Below are 20,840 nucleotides of genomic sequence, written 5' to 3'. Positions count from 1 at the left end.
GGCGGGTGGGCGGCGAGCGCGGCGGGACACCCCGTCACATAGCTGTGCGAGGAGGGAGCGACCCCGTCACGTACGCGTGCGAGGAGGGGACACCCCCGTCACGTACGCGTGCGCGGACAGGCCGACCCCGTCACGTACGCGTGCGCCTGCGTCATGACGGCCTCGACGTCGAGCGGGGCGCCGGAGGCGTACGCCTCGGCGTAACCGTCTTCGCCCAGGGCCTCGCGCGCGCGAGTGGTGAGCGCCTCCGTCTCCCTCGCCTCCGGGGCGGAGCGGACCAGCGCGCCGCGCCAGGTGTCGACCGCCGCCAGGGTCCGGACGGCGAGGGTCAGCGCGCCGCAGCGGGAGAGCGTGATCGCCACGCCCTCCGCCAGGGCGGCGATGACGAAGTCGGCGCACTGCGCCTCCCGTGCCGACCGCAGCGCCGCCACCGCGCCCGCGACGGCTTCGGTGCCGCCGCCCTCGTCCGCCCGGATCCGGGCGTCGAGACCGCTCAGTACCGCCGCGAAATGGGGTGGCGGGGCGCCCGTCGTCACCACTCGGCGCGCCTCGTCGAGCTGGGCGCGGGCGGCCTGGACATCGCCTCGGTGCAGGGCGATCAAGGCGCGCATGGACCCGATGTACGTCCGGGCGTCGTTGACGTGGGAGCGCTCCGCCTCACGGGACGCCTCGTCCAGGCCCTTCTCGGCGGCATCCATGTCGCCCGCGCGGAACGCGATTTCGGCGAGGCGCGCGATCAGGAAGGGCGCCTCGGCGTGTGCGCCGACCTCACGGGCGAGCTGCAGCGCCTCCTCGTACGCCTCGCCGGCCTCCGCGTGCCGGCCGCGCAGCATGTTCGCCTCCGCCGCGGCGCTCGCGACCTGTGCCCGCATCCAGCGGTCGCCGACCCGGCGGGAGAGGGCACGCAGCTCGACCAGGTCCTCGTCGATGCCGGTCATGCCGCCGGGCATGTCGACGACCATGTGCGTACGGAACATCAGGCTGACACCGATCTCCCACTCGCCGCCATGGCGACGGCAGTGGGCGACGGAGGCGTCCAGCATCGCGCGGACGACGTCCGGTTTCTCGGTGAGATAGGCCGTGAACGGCCACAGCAGACCGGGGAATCGGGCCGACTCGGGGCCGGGGTGTTCGGCGAAGGCCGCGCGTACCCGCCGGACCAGAGCGGCGAGTTCGGGGTCGTCGCGGAATTCGCCGACCGTATGGCTCTCCACGGCGAGGAAGAAGTGCAGCATGTGCAGCCGCATGCGGGGCCAGTGGCGCGGGTCGGCGGGATCATCCGGGTCGGTGCCGAGCCGGAGCGCGCGTTCGACCCAGGCCAGCCCCTCGGGGCGGTAGTTGCGCAGCCACCAGAACCAGCCCATGGCGAGGACCAGCCGGTGGGCGGACGGCTCGTCCGCGGCGGTGAGGACCGTGCGGTGGAGGGCGGCGCGGATGTTGTCGAGGTCGGTCTCGATCCGCCGGATCCAGGGGAGCTGCTCGCCGGAGCGCAGCCGGGGTTCGGCCTCCTCGACGAGGACGGTGTAGTGGGCGGTGTGGGCGGTCTCGGCGGCGGCGAGCAGGTCCGGGGTCTCGGCGGCGCGCTCGCTCGCGTACTCGTGGATGGTCTCCAGGAGGCGGTAGCGCATCTCGCCGTCGTCGGTGGGGGCGGCGACGACCAGGGACTTGTCGACCAGTGCGCCGAGGGTGTCGGCCGCGTGGGCGGCTGTGAGGGACTCGGCGGCGGGGAGGTCCCAGCCGCCGGCGAAGACGGACACCTGGCGGAGCAGCGTGCGCTCGTCGGGTTCGAGGAGGTCCCAGGACCAGTCGACGACGGCGCGGAGGGTCTGCTGGCGGGGCAGGACGGTGCGGCTGCCGGAGGTGAGGAGGGCGAATCGGTCGTCGAGCCGGTCGGCGATCTGGCGCGGGGTGAGAAGCCGCAGGCGGGCGGCGGCCAGTTCGATGGCGAGGGGGAGGCCGTCGAGGCGGCGGCAGATCTCGTCGACGGCGTCGAGGTCGGCGTCGGGCCGGAAGTCCGGACGTACGGCGCGGGCGCGTTCGGCGAAGAGGAGGTGGGCCGGGTGCGGTGGCAGGGGTTCGACGGGCCGGACGGTCTCGCCGGGAACGCCGAGGGGCTCGCGGCTGGTGGCGAGGACGCGCAGGCCGGGGCAGTGGGTGAGCAGGGTCTCGGCGAGTGCGGCGGCCGCGTCGACGACGTGCTCGCAGTTGTCGAGGACGAGGAGGAGGGGGCGGCGGGCGAGGTGTTCGACGAGACGGGCGGTGGGGTCGTCCTGGAGGGGCTGGCCGTCGCGCGTGATCAGGTTGATCTCGCGGAGGCCGAGGGCGGAGAGGACCGCACCGGGTACGGCGTCGGGGTCGTCGAGCGGGGCGAGTTCCGCGAGCCAGGCGCCGGGGCCGTCGGTGCGGGTGGTCGCGAGGGCGGCCTCTTCCGCCAGGCGGGTCTTGCCGGAGCCGCCTGGGCCGGTGAGGGTGACGAGCCGGGAGCGGGCGAGGTCGGCGCGGATGGCGGCGAGTTCGGGTTCGCGGCCGACGAAGGAGGTGAGGCGGGGCCGGATGTTGCCGGACTCCCGTGGCTCGGGCGGCGCCTGGAGCAGTTCCCTGTGGAGGGCGAGCAGTTCGGGACCCGGGTCGGCGCCGAGACCGTCGGCGAGGGCGCGGCGGGCGTCCTCGAAGGCGGCGAGGGCGTCGGCCTGCCGGCCCTCGGCGCGCAGGGCGCGGACGAGTTGGGCGCGGAAGCCCTCGTCGTACGGGTGGGCGGTGGTGAGTGCGGACAGCTCCGGTACGAGTCCGTCCACGGCACCGCGCCTGAGGTCGGCCTCCACGCGCCGGCGCAGGGCGGCGAGCCGCTGGGCCTCGGGGCGCACGCGCGCGTGCTCGGGAAGATCGGTGAGGGCGGGGCCGCGGAAGAGGGCGAGGGCGCCGCGCAGAAGGGTGGCGGCGGCTTCGGGATCGCCGGCGTCGAGGCGAGCGGCGGCCTCCTGAGCCCGCCGTTCGAAGACGTACAGGTCGATGTCGTCGGGGTCGGCGACGAGCCGGTAGCCGAGGCCGGGCGCCGACGCGACGGCGTCGCGCCCGATCACGCGGCGGAGGCGCCCGACGAGGGCCTGGAGGGCGGCGGGGGCGTCGTGCGGGGGCTCGTCGTCGTAGACGTCGTCGACGAGTTCGGTGACGGAGGCGGCCCGTCCGGCGCGCAGAGCGAGCGCGGCGAGGAGCGCGCGCAGCCGGGCGCCGCCGAGGGGGAGGGGGGTGCCGTGGGGGTCGAGGGCCTGGGTGGAACCGAGGATGAGGTACCGCACAGGATCATTGTCCCTGGCGGGGGCGGTGAGCACCCGTGGGTTTCCCGGCCCTGCCGGGCCGCGCGCGGAGCGGGGGAGGCTTTCGCTCGTTCGGATGGCGCCTCACGTCAGGAGGGAGCGGCGCACCGGGATCAGGGGCCCAGGGACCGCGCGCTGCCGTGGGGCCGCCGTGCCCGTCCAGCAGGTGCCGCGGCGGGACAGGAGGCGGCGGAGCCAGAGTTCGGTGGAGACGAGGTCGGCGAGGCCGTCCAGCGGGACCGGTTCGCCGTCGGCGGCCGCGCGCAGGGCCTTGCGGACCACGCGTGCCTCGATCAGGCCCGCGTCCGCCAGGAGCGGAGCGTCGAAGAGGGCCAGCAGGTCCGGGAGCGCCGCGCGCAGGCCCGTACGGGTGGCGGCGGCCGGGACCGCCGGGTTCGGGGCGCCCCAGCCTGGCGGCAGGTCGTGGATGCCCGCGCCGGCCAGGACCGTGCGCAGGACGGTGGCCCGTGCGCCCGGCTGGACCCGCAGCGACTCGGGGAGGTCGCGGCAGGCCCGTACCACCTGGTTGTCGAGGAAGGGGGCGTGGAGCCGCTGGCTGCGGATCTCGGCGGCCTGCTCCAGGACCCGGTGGTCGGCCGCGGCCCGCGCGAGCGCCGCACGCGCGCGTGCCTCCCCCGGCCGCTGCACCGACGTCGGCAGCGTCGCCGCCCGGTTCAGGCGAACCGATACTTCAGCGAGCGCCTCGCCCGTCAGCCAGCGCGCCGCCGGCCCGGGCCGCGACCAGGTCAGGGCGGACAGGGACGCCTCCAGCGGGCCGAACGCGCCCGCCGCCGTCCGGTTCGCCTCCAGGAGCCCCGTCGCCGCCGCCTCGATGCCGGTGCGGTACGGGGTGCGGGCCAGCCGGCGCGCGGCGCGGTAGACCGTCAGCGGTACGAGGAGCGAGCCCGCCGGCGTGCCCGTCGCCTTCGCGAGCGCCGCCACCGGCCGCACCAGCGATCGGCGCCGCCGGTCCATCAACAGGTCGGCCAGCCGCGCCGGATGGGCGTCCAGGACCTGCCGGGCGCCCAGGCCCGTGAAGTGGTCCGCGCTGCCGCCCGCGAGGCGCCGCCGGTGCCGGCCGGCGACGACGAGGGACGGGCCTGGCTCGTCCGTCAGGGGACCGTCCAGCTCCGCGTACGGCAGTGCCTCCTCGCCCGCCGCGACGACCACGTGGTGCAGCCGCGGGTTCGCCGCGATCACCCGGGCCCGCTCCAGCTCCTCCTCGCGGTGGGCACCTGCCCGGGTCGCCAGGTCGTTGAAGGTGACGGCGAGCAACCGCTCCCCCGCGCCCGTGCCGTGGCCCAGGATCGTCCCGGGCACGCCCGGGAGACCGGCCGCCAGCAGGGCGAGCGTCCCGGAAGCGCTGCCTCCGGACAGATCCGCGCCGATCCCCGGCGCCGGTCCGCCGCCCCGGGCGGCCCGCCGCTCCGCGGGCCCCATGCCGGGGACGGGCCCGGGGTCCGGCAGCGGCGTCTCCGGCGCGTGCCGGGGCGCGGTGAGCCGGGCCCGTACGGCGTCGACCAGCGCGTCCCGTACCCCTTCCACCGCCCGCCGTGGCTCGACCTGCGGCGCCGCGACGGCGAGCGAGGCCACCGGTTCGTACCCGGTGATCTCGCGCGACCCCTCGCGCAGGATCAGCGCGTGCCCGGGGGGCACCCGCTTCACGCCCTCGTACGGCGTGGAGTCGCGCAGCGCCTCCGGGGTCTCGGGGCAGGCGAGCAGCGCGGCGAGATGGCCGATGTCGAGCTGGGCCTCGATGAGGTCGGCCAGCGGCAGCGCGGCGGTCGCGTACGCGGTGCCGTTGGCCCACGGCGTGTGGAACACGGGCCGGGCTCCCGCCAGATCGCCGGTGACGGTGACACGGCGGCCGACCTGGACGACGACGGTGTAGCTGCCCGCCCACGCCGTGAGGTGGCGCAGGGCGCCACCTCGCGCGGCGAAGAGCCCGCTCCTCAGTTCCTCGTCGCTCGCGGCGCAACACCCCAGGACGGCGAGGCGGCTGTGCGTGTCGACGCCGACGACGCGGATCTCGTCGGGACGCCAGTCACCGACCGCCCACAGCGGATCCGGGTCACCCCACAGGAGTTGTGCGCCCACGGGGTGCACCGTGCGCCCCTCGGACGCGCTGCCCCCCACCGCTCCCGCCGTACCGAAGCTCGCGGCGACACTGCTCCAGCCCACCAGCCATCGCATCGGCGCCTCCACGTCGGTTCAGTGGAGGAACATGCTGCCACGACAAGGGCGCACAGGACGGGCTCAGGAGCAGGGCGCGCGAAAGGCGAATGCGCCCCTGGCATTGGCCAGTTGCGCACCGTCGCCATTCGGCCATTCTGGACGGCGCCTCGAGCCGTCGGCAGTCCGGGAGGCGCACTACGCCTCCCGGAGCCGTCCGCCGCCCGCGGGGAGGGGGCGACGGTATCCCCCAGCCCACCGGTCCACAGCCGGGTGGGCCGACCCACGCAGCACTCATGGAAGCGCTCCCGCTCCGGACGGGCGAGAGCGCACGGGCGGGCGCACGGCCACACCACCGGAGCACGCTCCCCGGCGCCGCCCCCGGCAGCGCCGGCGCCGACCGCTCTCCGCAGCCCGCCCCTCCTCCGTCGATTCACACAACAATCCCGCCATAGGGAACACCGCCCCTTAACGGTAGGGATGCGGCGAACTACGCTGTGTTTACGAATGCCGCACGCCTATGCCCGGCGTCGTGGCGGCCGTCTGGGTGGTCGAGGGGTGGCGTCATGTCCAGGGAGCAACGCGGGCCGAACGAAAAGCTCGGCACGGTTCTCGCCCTCGCGGGAATCAGCAACGCCGGCCTCGCCCGGCGCGTCAACGACCTCGGGGCGCAGCGGGGGCTGACGCTTCGTTACGACAAGACGTCGGTGGCGCGGTGGGTGTCGAAGGGCATGGTGCCGCAGGGCGCCGCCCCGCATCTGATCGCGGCGGCGATCGGCCAGAAGCTCGGCCGGCCGGTACCGCTGCACGAGATCGGCCTCGCGGACGCCGACCCGGCGCCCGAGGTGGGCCTCGCCTTCCCCCGCGACGTGGGAGAGGCGGTCCGCTCGGCCACCGAGCTGTACCGGCTGGATCTCGCCGGTCGACGGGCCGGCGGTGGCGGGATCTGGCAGTCGCTGGCCGGATCCTTCGCGGTCAGCGCGTACGCGACCCCCGCCTCCCGGTGGCTGATAACACCCGCCGACTCCTCCGTGGAGCGGCTGCCGCACCGTCCCGGCGCGGGCGGCCCCGACGAGACGGTCGACGGGCCGGAGACCGGCCTCCACGCGCGCGTGGGCCACAGCGACGTCGCCAAGCTCCGCGAGGCCGCCGAGGACGCGCGCCGCTGGGACTCCAAGTACGGGGGCGGCGACTGGCGTTCCTCCATGGTCCCGGAGTGCTTACGCGTCGACGCCGCACCGCTGCTGCTCGGCTCGTACTCCGACGAGGTCGGCCGGGCCCTGTTCGGCGCCACGGCGGAGCTGACCCGGCTGGCCGGCTGGATGGCCTTCGACACCGGTCAGCAGGAGGCCGCCCAGCGCTACTACATCCAGGCGCTGCGCCTCGCGCGCGCCGCCGCCGACGTGCCGCTCGGCGGCTACGTCCTCGCCTCCATGTCGCTGCAGGCCACCTACCGGGGCTTCGCCGACGAGGGCGTGGACCTCGCCCAGGCCGCCCTGGAACGCAACCGCGGGCTCGCCACCGCCCGCACCATGTCCTTCTTCCGGCTCGTCGAGGCGCGGGCGCACGCGAAGGCGAACGACGGCGCGGCGGCCGCGGCCGCGCTCAAGGCGGCCGAGGGCTGGCTGGAGCGCTCGCGGGAGGGCGACGCCGACCCGTCCTGGCTGGGCTTCTACTCGTACGACCGGTTCTGCGCCGACGCCGCCGAGTGCTACCGGGACCTGAAGGCGCCGCGCCAGGTGCGCCGCTTCACCGAGCAGGCGCTGTCCCGGCCGACGGAGGAGTACGTCCGCTCGCACGGGCTGCGGCTCGTCGTGTCGGCGGTGGCCGAGCTGGAGTCGGGCAACCTGGACGCGGCCTGCGCGGCGGGCACGCGCGCGGTGGAGGTGGCGGGCCGGATCTCGTCCGCCCGGACCACCGAGTACGTACGCGATCTGCTGCACCGGCTCGAACCGTACGGGGACGAGCCCCGGGTCATGGAGCTGCGGGAGCGGGCCCGGCCGCTCCTGATGGCTCCCGCGTGAGTCCCTGAGGCTCCGGCGTGGGACCGCGTGAGTCCCTGGGACTCCGGCGTGGGTCCGTGTGAGTCCCTGGGACTCCAGCGTGGGTCCGTGTGAGTCCCTGAGGCTCCGGCGTGGGACCGCGTGAGTCCCTGAGCTCCGGCGTGGGACCGCGTGAGTCCCTGAGCTCCGGCGTGGGACCGCGTGAGTCCCTGAGCTCCGGCGTGGGACCGCGTGGGCCGGCGTGACGCGTGTCCCACCGGGTTTAGCGGCTGTGTCAGTGGGCCAGTGCACTATCGGGGTGGGAGGTGGTGCGGGTGTCCGTGCGGGACGTGGACTGCGACGTGCTCGTGGTCGGCGGCGGGATCGTCGGTCTGTCGACGGCGTACGCCCTGACCCGTGCCGCGCCCGGCACCCGGGTCACCGTCCTGGAGAAGGAGCACGGCCCGGCCCGCCACCAGACGGGACGCAACAGCGGGGTGATCCACAGCGGGATCTACTACCGCCCGGGGTCCCTGAAGGCACGGTTCGCGGTCGCGGGCGCGGCCGAGATGGTCAAGTTCTGCGCGGAGTACGGCCTTCCGTACGAGGTCACGGGCAAGCTCATCGTCGCCACCGGGCGCGAGGAGCTGCCGCGGCTGCACGCGCTCGTGCAGCGCGGCCGGGAGAACGGCATTCCGGTGCGGGAGCTCGGGCCGGCGCAGATCACCGAGTACGAGCCGAGAGTGCGGGGGCTCGCGGCGATCCACGTCGGCACGACGGGGATCTGCGACTACGGCGCGGTGGCGGCGCAGCTCGCCGAGGCGTCCGGGGCGCGGATCCTGTACGGCGCGAAGGTCACGGCGGTCGACCGGCGGCCGTGGGGCGTGGCCGTCCGCACGGCGGCCGGCGCCGTGGTGCGGGGGCGGGTCCTGGTGAACTGCGCGGGGCTGCACTGCGACCGGGTGGCCCGGCTCGCCGGCGACGACCCGGGCATGCGGATCGTCCCCTTCCGTGGCGAGTACTACGAACTGGCGAACGCGTCGCTGGTCCGCGGCCTGGTCTATCCGGTTCCGGACCCGGCGTTCCCGTTCCTCGGGGTGCACCTGACGCGGGGTATCGACGGTGGCGTGCATGTCGGGCCGAACGCGGTGCCCGCCCTGGCCCGGGAGGGATACGGCTGGTCGGTCGTCCGGCCGGGGGACCTCGCGGGGACGCTGGCGTGGCCGGGATCATGGGCGATCGCGCGAGAGCACTGGCGGTACGGAGCGGGTGAGCTGCGGCGTTCGCTGTCGAAGCGGGCCTTCACGGAGGCGGTGCGCAGACTGCTGCCGGTCGTGGAGGAGCGTGATCTGCGGCGCGCCGCGGCGGGCGTGCGCGCACAGGCGGTCCTGCGGGACGGCACCTTGGTCGACGACTTCCTGATCCAAGAGGCCTCGCGGACGGTGCACGTCCTGAACGCCCCCTCGCCGGCCGCGACGGCGTCCCTCCCGATCGGCCGCGAGGTGGCGGCGAGGGCCTTGGCGATGTTGTAGCCGCCCCCGGTTGCGGCGATCGTTTCGCAGGGCTGCGGGCTTCCCAGCCCTGCGGAACGATCGCCACACGGGGGGACGAGGCCCCGACCCCGTAGAATTGCCGCATTGTGTCTGAGTCTCGTGAAACCCTTCCGCAGTCCCTCGCCGAGCCCGTCGTCGCGCGGCGGGGCAGTCGGATGTTCGCCGCCGGTGAGGGGCCCCTGCCCGATCCCGCCGGGTCGCACCACGAGCGGCGTATCCGCAGCTTCCAGCCCCGGCGCAGCCGCGTCACCGCGGGGCAGGCCGAGGCGATGCTCAAGCGCTGGCCCGACTGGGGTCTGGACATCGACGGCAAGCGGGTCCTGGACCTGAAGGAGATGTTCGGCGGCCTCCCCGTCGTCCTGGAGATCGGCTTCGGGATGGGCGAGGCCACCGCGCAGATGGCCGCCGCCGACCCCGGCACCGGCATCCTCGCCGTGGACGTCCACACCCCCGGACAGGGCAACCTCCTCGGTCTCGCCGACCGCAACGGGCTCGAGAACGTCCGGGTCGCCAACGGCGACGCGATCATCCTGCTGCGCGAGATGCTCGCCCCCGACGCCCTCGACGGCTGCCGCGTCTACTTCCCGGACCCCTGGCCCAAGAAGCGCCACCACAAGCGGCGCCTCATCCAGCCGGAGTTCCTCTCTCTCCTCGCGACGCGGATGAAGCCCGGCGCCGTCCTGCACTGCGCGACGGACTGGGAGGAGTACGCCGAGCAGATGCTGGAGGTGCTCTCCGCGCATCCCGACTTCGCGAACACGCAGCCCGACGGCGGCTACGCCCCCCGCCCCGCGTTCCGCCCCCTCACCCGCTTCGAGGGACAGGGTCTGGACAAGGGACACGTCGTGCACGACCTGCTTTTCCACAGGATGTAGAACTCCCGCGCACGCTGTCGGTGGGGCTGGTTAGGGTCGCATACGTGTCGAACCCCGTACCCGCCCCCGTACCCGCCCGGGACACCGAGGAGCCGGCCTTCCCCGCCGTCCCCGGCCGTGCCCAGTGGCGCTACCGGCCCCGGCGCGCCTTCTGGCGCAGCAAGGTGGTCCGGGCCGTCGCCGTGATCACGGTGCTCGCGCTCTGCGCCCTGGTGATCCTGGCGCTGGTGCGGGATCAGACAGGCACCGAGGGGTTCCTGGTCGGCCTCGGCCTGGCCGTCCTGCCCGTGCCGCTCCTCATGGCCGTGTTCCGCTGGCTCGACCGCGTGGAGCCCGGCCCCTGGAAGATCCTTCTCTTCGCCTTCGCCTGGGGCGCCTTCGCCGCCGCGCTCGTCGCGATCCTCGCCAACTCCTTCGCGGTCCGCTGGATCGCCACCGCGACCGCCGACCCGGCGTCCGCGGACACCCTCGGCGCCACCGCCGTCGCGCCCGTGGTCGAGGAGAGCGCGAAGGCAGCCGCCATCCTGCTGATCTTCCTCTTCCGCAGACGGGACTTCACCGGCCTCCTCGACGGAGTCGTCGTCGCGGGCTTCACCGCCACCGGCTTCGCCTTCACGGAGAACATCCTCTATCTCGGCAACGCCTTCGGCGAGGACCAGGAGTTCGGCAGCTCGGGCCTCGGCTCCGTGACCGCCGGAACGTTCTTCGTACGGATCGTGATGTCGCCGTTCGCGCATCCGCTCTTCACCGTGCTCACCGGACTCGGCTTCGGCTTCGCCGCCCTCGCCGCCCGCCGCCGGCGCGTCCGCCGGATCCTGCTGCCGCTGACCGGTCTGGTCCTCGCCATGGGCATGCACGCCCTGTGGAACGGCTCGGCCGTCTTCGGACCATGGGGCTTCTTCGCGGTGTACGGCATGTTCATGGTGCCGGTCTTCGGGCTGCTGACCTGGCTGGCGATATGGAGCCGGCAGAAGGAGCTGCGCACCATATCCGGGCAGCTCCCGGCGTACGCGGCGGCCGGCTGGCTGTCCCCCGCCGAACCCCTCGCGCTCTCCTCGATGCGGGCCCGCTCGGTGGCCCGCGACTTCGCCGCCCGAACGTACGGCAAGCCGGCGGCGCAGGCCGTCGGGGAGTACGAGGCGTTCGCGACGACCCTCGCCTTTCTGCGCCACCGGGCCGAGCGGGGAACGGCGGAGGAGGACTTCACCGCCCGCGAGCAGGAGCTGCTGCACCACCTCTGGCAGCGCAAGGCGGTCGCCTCTCCCGCGCTGACGTACGCGGCGCGGGCCACCGGCCGGGTGTGGGCGCCGCCGCAGTACCTCGACTACGGCGGCTACAACCCGTACCGGAGCTGACCGGGCCCCGACCCACGTCGGAACCGGCTCAGAGCGCGGAGCCCTCGACCAGCGGGTTCAGACCGCGGAGGCCTCGGTCAACAGGCTCAGACCGCGGAGGCCTCGGTGAGCAAGGTCAGCTCGGCTTCGGTGAGCGTGAGGTCGGCGACCGCGACCAGGGCCGGGAGCTGCTCGACCGTACGGGCCGAGGCGATCGGTGCCGCGACGGTCGGCCGGGAGGCCAGCCAGGCGAGCGCGACGGTGGCGGGCTCGGCGCCGTGGGCGTCCGCGACCGTGTCGAGCGCGGAGAGCACCGCCCTGCCCCGCTCGGTGTCCAGGTGCGCGCCGGCCCTTTGGGCGCGGGCGCTGTCGACGGTCGTTCCGGGGCGGTACTTGCCGGTCAGGAAGCCGGAGGCCAGGGCGAAGTACGGCACGGACGCGAGACCGGCGCGCTCGGCGGTCTCCAGGAGCTCACCCTCGTACGTCTCGCGCGAGACGAGGTTGTAGTGCGGCTGGAGGGCGACGTAGCGGGCGAGCCCCTCGGCCTCGGCGAAGTCGAGGGAGGCGCGCAGCCGCTCAGGGGAGATGTTGGAGGCGGCGACGGCCCGCACCTTGCCGTCCTTCACCAGCTGGTCGAGTGCGGTGACGATCTCCTCGACGGGGACGGACTCGTCGTCGAAGTGGGTGTAGTAGAGGTCGATGTAGTCGGTGCCGAGGCGGCGGAGCGACTCCTCGGCGGCGGCCTTGACGGTGGCGGCGGAGAGGCCCTTGTACCGGGGGTGGGCCCCGACCTTGGTGGCGATCACGACGTCGGCGCGGTTGCCGCGCGCGGCGAGCCACTTGCCGATGATGGTCTCGGACTCGCCCCCCTCGTTGCCTTCGGCCCAGGCCGAGTAGGAGTCGGCGGTGTCGACGAAGTTGCCGCCCGCGGCGGTGTAGGCGTCGAGGACGGCGAAGGACCGCGTCTCGTCGGCGGTCCAGCCGAAGACGTTGCCTCCGAGCGCGAGCGGGAAGACGTGCAGGTCCGAGGAGCCCAGTCGGCGAAGAGAAGTCATAGGCTCCACAACCACCCCCGCCACGCGGGCTATTCCGGCACGCCTCGCCGCTGCGGCCTCCCCTCGGTTCGCGCCGCCCGCTGTTCCCTCGGTTCGCGCCGCCCGTCGTCCCCTCGGTTCGCGCCGCCCGCTCGCGCCCTTTCCGCGATGGGTCAGAGGTTCAGGCCCTTGCCGCGCAGCCAGGCCGACGGGTCCACGCCGGAGCCGCCCGGGGTGTGGACCTCCAGGTGGAGGTGGGGGCCGGTGACGTTGCCGGTCGCGCCCACGCGGCCGATGGTCTCGCCGGTGCCCACGGACTGACCCGCCCCGACCGTCATGGACGACAGGTGGCAGTACCAGACCTCCGTACCGTCCTCCAGCTCCAGGACGATCCGGTAGCCGTACGAGCCCGACCAGCCCGCGGACTTGATGGTGCCGCCGTGGACGGCCTTGACCGGGGTGCCCGTGGGGGCCGCGAGGTCGAGGCCGGTGTGGTAGCCGGAGGACCACATCGAGCCGGACTCACCGAACGTGGAGGTGATGGTGTACGAGGAGGTGGGCAGGGCGTAACTGGCGGCGAGCTTGGCCAGGCGCTCCGCCTCAGCCTTGGCCGCGGCCTCCTCCTCGGCCTTCTTCTTCGCCTCGGCGGCCGCCTTCTCCGCGGCGGTCGCCTTGGCGGCGGCCTCCTCGGCGGCCTTCTCGGCCGCCGCCTTCTCCACCGCGGCCTTCTCGGCGGCGTCGGCGGACGCCTGCTGCTGCTCGGCCTGCTGGAGGATGCGGGCGCGCAGCGCCTCGCCGGCGTCGGCGGTGGTCGCGGTGGCCGATCCGGCCGAGGCGTCCGTGTCGCCGGTGCCCTCGGCCTCCAGGGTGAGGGAGGCGGTGAGCGGCAGGGGGTTGTTCGTACCGGAGCCCGAGCCGTCCCCGCCACCGTTCCCGTCGGTCCCGCCGTTCCCGTCGGAGATCAGTTCGCCGACGCCGGGCAGCTCCGAGGCGTCCGGGAGGCCGAGGTCGGGAAGCGATATCGAGACGGCCGGCTTCTCCTGCGCGGTGGCCAGGCCGCCCGCGCCGACGGCGGCGATGACACCGACGCCCAGGACGGTGGAGGAGCGGGCGAAGTTGGAGCGCTGCTTGACGACGCGATGACGGCCGCCGGCGCCGGAGCGCGCCTGCTGGCGAAGGGAGTCCTCGGTGGGATTCCACTCCTCCCACGCGCCTGTGCCGGGGTCCGCCCCGGGGGCACCCGAGGCACCGAACGCGTCGAAGGGAGCTTCGGGGGCAGGGGTGTTGGACGCCACGGAGGCGTGCTCCTTTCCTTCCTTCTCGCCTACCGGGTTAGCTGACGGGTTCGGAGCAGGAAGGTCTCCTACGGGCGTTGTCGCACGAGTGCGAAGGTGCCCGATTCACCCCAATTGGTGGTTCCCCGGTTCCTTTTCAGGATTCGGCGCGTGCGCACGGTGCCGTCTCTTGCGACGGCTGGGACGACCGCGCTGCGTTATCGAACGTTAATAGACACGGGGTCCCGTTTCCAAGCCGTTCCGGTTGATCATTCGCGAGATTGCGGCAGAATGGCCCGACTTGACCCCCCTTCAGCAAACACCCGGCGAACAACGTGATTCTGACGGTGTGTCAATTGTTATCGGAGTGGTACCCGTCGACTACGGATGGTCACGGCACCACGGGCATCGTCCGCCGCCGCTCCGGCTGCCCCTGCGTCGGGCGGCTCACCGCCAGCAGCGCCATGTCGTCCGTCGTCCCGCCCCCGGTGTACCGGCGCACATCGTCGACGAGCGCGTCCAGGAGCGCCTCCGGCCCCGGGAAGATCCGCCCGGCGAGCCGCTCGGCGGGATCGTAGAAGGCTCCCGCGGCGTCGCGCGCCTCGGAGAGACCGTCCGTGTAGAGGAGCAGCGTGGCGCCCGGCGGGTACGGCGCCTCGTCGGCCCGGTCCGGCCACGCGGCCAGCTCGCCCAGACCGAGCGGCAGCGCCGGCTCGCTCGGCGCCAGCAGGGACAGCTCCCCGTCCGCGTACAGCAGCAGCGGCTCCGGGTGCCCGCGGTTCACCACCCGTACGAGACCGCTGCCGCGCGGGATCTCGGCCAGTACGGCGGTGGTGAACCCCTCGGCGGCGTCCAGACCGGTCTTTCGGGTGCCCTCACGGGCCAGCGCCCGCTCCAGACGCTGCGCCACGCCCTCCAGCGTCGACTCCTGCTCGGCCGCCTCGCGAAAGGCGCCGATGACGACGGCGACGGCCTCGACCGCGTCGAGCCCCTTGCCCCGTACGTCGCCGACCACGAGCCGTACCCCGTAGGGCGTGTCCTGGACCGCGAACAGATCGCCGCCGATGAACGCGTCCGCCTGCGCGGCCTCGTAACGGGCGGCGATCTGCAGCCCGCCGATCCGCTCGGCGGGCGTCGGCAACACCGCCTTCTGCGCCGTCTCCGCGATCACCCGGGCCGACGCCAGCCGCTCGCCGCTGCGCCGCACGACCCGGTTGATCAGCAGGGCGAGGGCGGAGACCGTGATGACGGTGAGGGTCTCGGTGAGTGCCGGGACGTCGGTGAGGGTGTCGTTGTAGATGTGCAGTCCGACGCTGGCGACGACGGCGGCGATCCCGGTGAGCAGGGTCGTCAGCATCGAGAAGAACGGGGCCGCGATGAGCGGTGCGGCCGAGAACATCGGGGCGGCGGTGTAGGCGGGCGGGGTGGACAGGTCGAAGACGACCCCTCCGGCGATGATCAGCGGGGGCAGGGCGCGGATGAACCGCCGCGCACGCTCACCGCGCGGGCGCGGCCCGGGGGAGGACCCGTTCCCCGCCGCTTGCTGCCCCACCTGTGCTCTCCTGCCCGGTCCGTACACGGCGACGGACGGTACCGCGCCCTTCCCAGCGTGGCGGTAGCCGCGCCGCGCGGCGACCCCCGCTCCGCCGACCGGGGTACCGGCACGGACACAGGGGCACGGGCCGCGCCCGAGACCCGGGACACGCGCCACGGAGGCACACGGGACCCAAGACACGTGGCCCCGAGGCCCGGGCACGCGCCCCCGGGGGCGCGGGTGGACCGGAGGTCAGAGCGTCCCCGCGAGCCGCCCGCCCCGGGCCAGCACCCCCACCGCCGCCGCGCAGACGAGACCCACCCCGCAGAGGACCAGCCACGGCGTGACCGACCGGCCCGTCAGGTCGAGCAGCGCGCCGGTCCCCAGGTTTCCGAGGGTGATGCCGACCCCGCAGACGGTGTTGTAGAGGCCGTAGTGCGTCGCCACCCACCGCCCGCCCGAAAGGGCGACGACCGTGTCCATCTCGTACGGGTAGAGGACCGCGTTCGCGAGCGCCAGGACCGCCGCGCACAGCAGCAGGCCCGCCACCCCGCGTGCCGCCACCGGCAGCAGGAAGGCCGCGCCCATCAGCCCCAGACCGAGGATGAGGCACCGCTCGCGCGTCAGCCGGCGCTTGCACCAGGCCGTGATCCGCAGCTGGCCCGCCAGGGCGACGAGCGCCGAGACGACGAACAGCGCGGTGGTCACCACCGTGCTGTCCGCGGCCAGCGGCAGCGCGAGGTAGACCTGGAAGGACAGGACGTACGAGCCGGTCATCGCGAGCGAGAAGAGCCAGAAGGTCCGGTTCGCGAGCACCGTACGGAACTGGCCGCCCTCCCCGGCCGGTTCGGCCGCCTCCTCCCGTACGCGTACCGGCAGATGGCGCAGCTGGACCACCGTCAGCGCGGCGAACAGCACCGCCGCCACCACGCACGTCAGCCGGAAGGAGACGCCCGTCAGCGCCACCCCCACCAGCGGCCCGAGCAGGATCCCCGCCTGGTAGTACGTGTTGAACAGGGCGAACGCCTCGACGCGCCGCTCCCCCGCCTCCGCCGCCAGATACGCCCGTACGGCCGGGTTGAACAACGCTCCCGCCAGGCCCGTCGCCACGGAGGCGGCGATCAGCACGGGCAGCGACTGGGCGAAGGCGAGCGCCCCGAAGCCGGCCGTCCGCAGCGCGCAGCCCGCGACGATCAGCGGCTTGAAACCCAACCGGTCGGCGAGAGCGCCGCCGATCAGGAACATGCCCTGCTGGGAGAGGTTGCGGACGCCGAGGACGAGACCGACCGACCAGGCCGCCATGCCGAGCCCGTCCGCGAGATGCGCGGCGAGGTACGGCATCAGCATGTAGAAGCCGAGGTTGATGGTGAGCTGGTTGAGGAAGAGCAGCCGCACGGCGGGCTCGAAGGTGCGGCTCTGCTTCCAGATCCCGCCCTTGGCGGCGGCGGTGGCCGTGGTGGGTGTCGTACTCATCGGACCCGCCCCGAGTGCGTCGGCCGCTCCAGCACCCGGCGGGTCCAGCCGGTGACGGGCGCGTCGCTCTCGTACGGCGCCGGCTCCTCCCGTACCGGGGCGTCGAGCAGTCCGTGGGCGGCGCAGAACTCGTCGCTGAACACCGAGTCGAAGTACCGCTGCGGCCCGTCCGGGAAGACGGCCGCGATCCGGGTGCCGCGCGGCCGCGTCCGGGCCAGCCACCCCGCCACGAGCGCCACGGCGCCCACGCTCCAGCCACCCGTGGCGAACTGACGGGCCGCGAGCCGGCGGGCCGCCCGGACCGCGTCCGCGGGGCCCACCCAGTGGACCTCGTCGAAGGCTTCGTGGTCGACGTTGCCCGGGTGGATGGAGGACCCGAGCCCACGCATCAGCCGCTCGCCCGCCGGAAGGCCGAAGACGGTGGAGTGGACGGAGTCCACGCCGACCAGTTCGAGGGCGGGGCTGCTGGTGGCGCGCAGCGCGCGGGAGATGCCGGCCGAGTGCCCGCCCGTACCCACCGCGCAGACGAGGACGTCGATCCGGTCGAGCTGCTGGGAGAGCTCGGCGGCGAGCCCGGCGTACGCCTCCGGGTTGTCGGGATTGCCGTACTGGTCGGGCCACCAGGCTCCGTCGAGAGTGGTCAGGAGCTCGGCGACGCGGTCCATCCGGGCCTGCTGCCAGCCGCCGTGCGCACTCGGCTCGGAGACGACATGGACTTGGGCGCCGTGCGCGACGAGCATCCGCTCGACGATCGGTTCGAGGCCGGGGTCGGTGACGACATGGACCGGGTGGCCGTGCAGCACGCCCGCGAGGGCGAGGCCGAGACCGAGGGTGCCGGAGGTGGACTCGACGATCGGCGCGCCGGGCCGCAACTCGCCCCGGCGGCGGGCCTGCTCGACCATGTGGAGGGCGGCGCGGTCCTTGATGCCGCCGAAGTTGAAGCCTTCGAGCTTGGCCCAGTAGCCGTCGTCCATCCACAGCACGGGGGTGTTGCCGACGGTCTGATCGGCGACGGACGGTGCGACGCCGGACATCGTCCTGCCGGACAGGGCGGTGCGAGAAGGGGCGTTGTCGGACAGGGCCGTGCCGGAAGGGGCGGTGCGGGAAGGGGCGGTGCGGGACAGGGAGGCGCCGGGCAGGCCGTCGCCGGGCAGCAGTTTGCTCATGATGGGGTACGTCCTTGACGTGGTACGCGGAGGAAACCTGGTCACGCGAGGGCGAGACCCGGCTCAGTTCCGGTCCACTCCGAGGGCGAGCAGCAGCCTTCCCGGCTCGGGGCCGGGCCCCGCCCTGCCCCGGACACAGCGCGCGTGCGGATCGGCGGGGAAGACCTCGTCGTACGAGAGGCGTACGGCTCCTCCGGCGTCCGGCGCCGCGAGCTGCGAGGCGGCGGTCTGCGCCGGCAGATGGACGTCGAAGGACCACGCCTCACCGTTCCCCTCGCAGCCGTGCGGCAGGGCGGGGGCGGGGGCGGAGACGACGGTGCCGGTCCGGTCGGCGAGGGGCAGCATGTGCCCGTGCGTCCCATGACAGACGCCGGCGATCAGTGCGACGAGGGCGAGCAGCAGCAGGACGGCGGGCGCCCGCCGTCCTGCTGCTGCTCGTACATCCGTCGCATCTCGATCACACATGGTGCGCGCGACACTACGGCGCGTGCTTGCGCCTGGGCAAAAGGACGGGCGCGGTTTTGGCCACCGTTTACTCCAGGAGCTTCCGTTACAGGTTGCGCTCGGCGTAGACCTTCATCGCGTCCCGGACGAGGATCGCCGTGCCCTCGCCGTGCTTGTCGTAATTGGCGGTGAAGCGCGGGTCGTCGACGTAGAGCCGGCCGAGGCCGATCACATACTCCTTCGACGGTGTCGTGGTGGTCGACAGCCACTCGACGTGGCGCCGCGTGATCGCCTGGACCTCGTCGCTGTCGGCGGCCAGACCGTCCCGCGCCGCCTGCCCGAAATCACGGGCGATGCCGGCCTGGCGGTCCATGAACGCCCGCTTCTCCTCGGCGCCGAGCGAGCGCCACCAGCGGTCGCCCTTCTCGTACGCCTCCCGGCCCCAGCGCTCGGTGACCTCCGCCTCGTACCGCGTGTGGTCGAACCCGTCGAACACTTCCTCAGCCATGAGCTCTTCTCCCTTCTCGGTCTTGTGGAGAGTGGTCCGTACCGACTCGATCTGCCGGCCGATGCGCTCCCGCTCCTGCTCCAGCAGGGCGAGATGTGTCCGCAGGGCGGCGGACGTGTCCCGCTGACCTTCGAGGACCTCGGCGATGGCGGACAGCGAGAGCCCCAGCTCGCGCAGCAGCAGGATGCGCTGCAGCCGCACGAGTGCCGCCTGGTCGTAGTACCGGTAACCGTTGGCGCCGATCCGGCTGGGCTCCAGCAGTCCGCGCTCGCCGTAGTGCCTGAGCGTGCGGCTGGTGGTGCCGGCCTTCCTGGCGATCTCTTGGATCGACCACTCCATGCCGAGAACGCTAAATCTTGACGTCGCGTCAAGGTCAAGCGGCGGAAAAGGCCGCGCCGGAACGCGACGGAAACGCGCCGGGACACGACGAAGGCCCGGATCCAGTGAATGGATCCGGGCCTTCGTTGCTACTGAGTAGCGGGGACAGGATTTGAACCTGCGACCTCTGGGTTATGAGCCCAGCGAGCTACCGAGCTGCTCCACCCCGCGTCGGTGAATATGACCTTACGGCATGGGCGGCCGATTCGGAAATCCGTTTCCTCAGCAGCCGCAGTCCTCCGCGTCGACGGGGGCCGTCAACGGGTCAGCGTCCTTCTTCCCGGCGCCCTCCCACGTCTCGTACGCGAAGCCCTCACGCACCCAGTACTCGAAGCCGCCGAGCATCTCCTTGACCTGGAAGCCGAGCTGCGCGAGGGCGAGCGCGGCGCGCGCGGCACCGTTGCAGCCGGGGCCCCAGCAGTACGTGACCACCGGCACGGACTTGTCGAGCAGCTGCTCGGCCTGCTCGGGGATGAGGGCGGTCGGCAGGTGGATGGCGCCGGGGATGTGGCCCTGGTCCCAGGAGGCGGTGGAGCGCGAGTCGAGGACCACGAAACCGGGGTCCCCGCCGGCCACGAGGGCGGCGGCGACGTCGGAGACGTCGGCGTGGAAGGCGAGCCCGGCGGCGAAATACGCGGCCGCGGCGGCGGGCGTGGCCGGCGGGGTGCGGAGTACCGAATTGACCTGCGTCGTTGTCGTCATGCGTGAAAATCTACGGTCGAAGATCGACTCGCTGAAGGGGAAATTCCCGGTACCGAAGCGGATCGGCGGGGGAAAACGGGGCGTTCGCCGGGGCGCGGCGGGGATCTTTCAGATCGGGCGACTCAGCGCACCGGGCGCGTCCGGCACGTCACTTTTCCGGGGGCGTCTTCCGTCCGGCAGGTGACGGAAGATGCATGACGACGAGGGAGAGGGACCGATGGGCGAGAAGGACCTCCTGGCCGAGCGTTTCGAGGCCGACCGGGCGCACCTGCGGGCGGTCGCGTACCGGATGCTGGGGTCGCTGAGCGAGGCCGAGGACGCCGTCCAGGAGACGTGGTTCAAGCTCTGCCGCTCCGACGTGTCGGGGGTGGAGAACCTCAGCGGATGGCTGACCACGGTCGTCGGCCGCGTCTGCCTCGACATGCTGCGTTCGCGCGCCGCGCGCCGCGAGGACCCGCTGGAGTACTACGTACCCGACCCGGTGGTGAGCGCGGCCGGGGAGAACGCCGGACCCGAACAGGAGGCGCTGCGCGCCGACTCGGTGGGGCTGGCCCTTCTGGTGGTCCTGGAGACGCTGGCACCGGCCGAGCGGCTGGCGTTCGTCCTGCACGACATGTTCGCGGTGTCCTTCGACGAGATCGCCCCGGTCGTGGGCCGTACCCCGGCCGCCGCCCGGCAGCTCGCCAGCCGGGCCCGCCGCCGCGTGCGAGGGGCGGGCCCGGCGCCGGAACCGGACGTGACGCGCCAGCGCAAGGCCGTCGACGCGTTCCTCGCGGCCTCCCGGGGCGGCGACTTCGAGGGCCTGCTCGCGGTCCTCGACCCGGACGTGGTCCTGCGCGCCGACGGCGGCACCCTGCGCGCGGCGGCCTCGAAATTCGTACGGGGCGCCGAGGCGGTCATCGGCCAGGCCCTCACCTTCGCCCGCTTCCGCCACACCGCACGGCCGGTCCTGGTCAATGGCGCGGCCGGCGTCGTCTCGATCGCGGAGGGTCACGCGATGGCGCTCATGGCCTTCACGATCGTCGACGACCGGATCGTCGAGATCGACATCCTGGCGGACCCAGAGCGGCTGGAACGGCTCGGCATCGGGCAGTGAG

15 protein-coding genes, 1 tRNA gene and 1 riboswitch are annotated in these 20,840 nt (G+C 73.6%); of the genes, 5 read left to right on the top strand and 11 right to left on the bottom strand.

Features of this window, described 5'->3' with window-relative positions; translation table 11 throughout:
- Positions 1–98 precede the first annotated feature (98 nt).
- On the bottom strand, positions 99–3,296 hold the full coding sequence (locus ABZY12_RS06225; protein ID WP_356887638.1) for a BTAD domain-containing putative transcriptional regulator: 3,198 nt from the start codon (positions 3,294–3,296) through the stop codon (positions 99–101).
- A 102-nt stretch (positions 3,297–3,398) separates the two neighbouring features.
- Positions 3,399–5,507, bottom strand: coding sequence for an asparagine synthase-related protein (locus ABZY12_RS06220; protein WP_356887636.1), 2,109 nt, complete (start codon positions 5,505–5,507; stop codon positions 3,399–3,401).
- Positions 5,508–6,052: 545 nt separating this feature from the next.
- On the opposite strand from ABZY12_RS06220, the gene ABZY12_RS06215 reads away from it, so the two are divergent.
- The 4 genes from ABZY12_RS06215 to ABZY12_RS06200 all read left to right on the top strand — a co-directional run bounded on the left by ABZY12_RS06215 (position 6,053) and on the right by ABZY12_RS06200 (position 11,251).
- Positions 6,053–7,510: an MFS transporter gene (locus tag ABZY12_RS06215; RefSeq protein ID WP_356887634.1), complete on the top strand. Its 1,458-nt coding sequence runs from the start codon at positions 6,053–6,055 to the stop codon at positions 7,508–7,510.
- A 293-nt stretch (positions 7,511–7,803) separates the two neighbouring features.
- The gene (gene lhgO, locus ABZY12_RS06210) at positions 7,804–9,000 is read left to right on the top strand and encodes an L-2-hydroxyglutarate oxidase (RefSeq protein WP_356887632.1); all 1,197 of its coding nucleotides are present in this window, start codon (positions 7,804–7,806) and stop codon (positions 8,998–9,000) included.
- A gap of 176 nt (positions 9,001–9,176) precedes the next feature.
- Positions 9,177–9,896, top strand: a complete 720-nt coding sequence (gene trmB / locus ABZY12_RS06205; RefSeq protein ID WP_356887684.1) for a tRNA (guanosine(46)-N7)-methyltransferase TrmB — start codon at positions 9,177–9,179, stop codon at positions 9,894–9,896.
- Between the two features lie 44 nt (positions 9,897–9,940).
- A complete protein-coding gene (locus tag ABZY12_RS06200) occupies positions 9,941–11,251 on the top strand; it encodes a PrsW family intramembrane metalloprotease (protein ID WP_356887630.1) in 1,311 nt (436 codons plus the stop codon).
- Between the two features lie 86 nt (positions 11,252–11,337).
- Here ABZY12_RS06200 and ABZY12_RS06195 read toward each other — a convergent pair whose 3' ends face one another.
- The 9 genes from ABZY12_RS06195 to ABZY12_RS06155 all read right to left on the bottom strand — a co-directional run bounded on the left by ABZY12_RS06195 (position 11,338) and on the right by ABZY12_RS06155 (position 19,743).
- On the bottom strand, positions 11,338–12,285 hold the full coding sequence (locus tag ABZY12_RS06195) for an aldo/keto reductase (protein ID WP_356887628.1): 948 nt from the start codon (positions 12,283–12,285) through the stop codon (positions 11,338–11,340).
- 152 nt (positions 12,286–12,437) lie between these two features.
- Positions 12,438–13,559 (bottom strand): M23 family metallopeptidase, encoded by a 1,122-nt coding sequence (locus tag ABZY12_RS06190; RefSeq protein ID WP_356887626.1) that lies wholly within the window; start codon positions 13,557–13,559, stop codon positions 12,438–12,440.
- An 11-nt stretch (positions 13,560–13,570) separates the two neighbouring features.
- A riboswitch (cyclic di-AMP (ydaO/yuaA leader) is annotated at positions 13,571–13,718 on the bottom strand.
- 211 nt (positions 13,719–13,929) lie between these two features.
- Positions 13,930–15,018 (bottom strand): PP2C family protein-serine/threonine phosphatase, encoded by a 1,089-nt coding sequence (locus tag ABZY12_RS06185; protein WP_356887682.1) that lies wholly within the window; start codon positions 15,016–15,018, stop codon positions 13,930–13,932.
- Positions 15,019–15,324: 306 nt separating this feature from the next.
- Positions 15,325–16,545 carry an MFS transporter gene (locus ABZY12_RS06180; protein ID WP_356887624.1) on the bottom strand — a complete coding sequence of 407 codons (1,221 nt, stop codon included), beginning with the start codon at positions 16,543–16,545 and terminating at the stop codon, positions 15,325–15,327.
- A complete protein-coding gene (locus ABZY12_RS06175; protein WP_356887680.1) occupies positions 16,542–17,579 on the bottom strand; it encodes a PLP-dependent cysteine synthase family protein in 1,038 nt (345 codons plus the stop codon). Before ABZY12_RS06175 ends, ABZY12_RS06180 begins: the two co-directional genes overlap by 4 nt.
- 195 nt (positions 17,580–17,774) lie before the next feature.
- Positions 17,775–18,176 carry a hypothetical protein gene (locus tag ABZY12_RS06170; RefSeq protein ID WP_356887622.1) on the bottom strand — a complete coding sequence of 134 codons (402 nt, stop codon included), beginning with the start codon at positions 18,174–18,176 and terminating at the stop codon, positions 17,775–17,777.
- A gap of 85 nt (positions 18,177–18,261) precedes the next feature.
- Positions 18,262–19,002, bottom strand: a complete 741-nt coding sequence (locus ABZY12_RS06165; RefSeq protein WP_356887620.1) for a MerR family transcriptional regulator — start codon at positions 19,000–19,002, stop codon at positions 18,262–18,264.
- A 136-nt stretch (positions 19,003–19,138) separates the two neighbouring features.
- Positions 19,139–19,212: transfer RNA gene (locus tag ABZY12_RS06160), tRNA-Met, on the bottom strand.
- 51 nt (positions 19,213–19,263) lie between these two features.
- Entirely contained in the window at positions 19,264–19,743 is a 480-nt protein-coding gene (locus ABZY12_RS06155) for a rhodanese-like domain-containing protein (protein ID WP_356887618.1), read from the bottom strand.
- 217 nt (positions 19,744–19,960) lie between these two features.
- Between ABZY12_RS06155 and sigJ the strand changes: the two genes are divergently transcribed.
- Positions 19,961–20,839 (top strand): RNA polymerase sigma factor SigJ, encoded by an 879-nt coding sequence (sigJ, locus tag ABZY12_RS06150; RefSeq protein WP_356887678.1) that lies wholly within the window; start codon positions 19,961–19,963, stop codon positions 20,837–20,839.
- Position 20,840: the final 1 nt, after the last annotated feature.

This window comes from Streptomyces sp. NPDC006551, assembly GCF_040611675.1.
Classification (GTDB): domain Bacteria; phylum Actinomycetota; class Actinomycetes; order Streptomycetales; family Streptomycetaceae; genus Streptomyces.
This window is presented reverse-complemented; position numbering and strand designations above follow the sequence as displayed.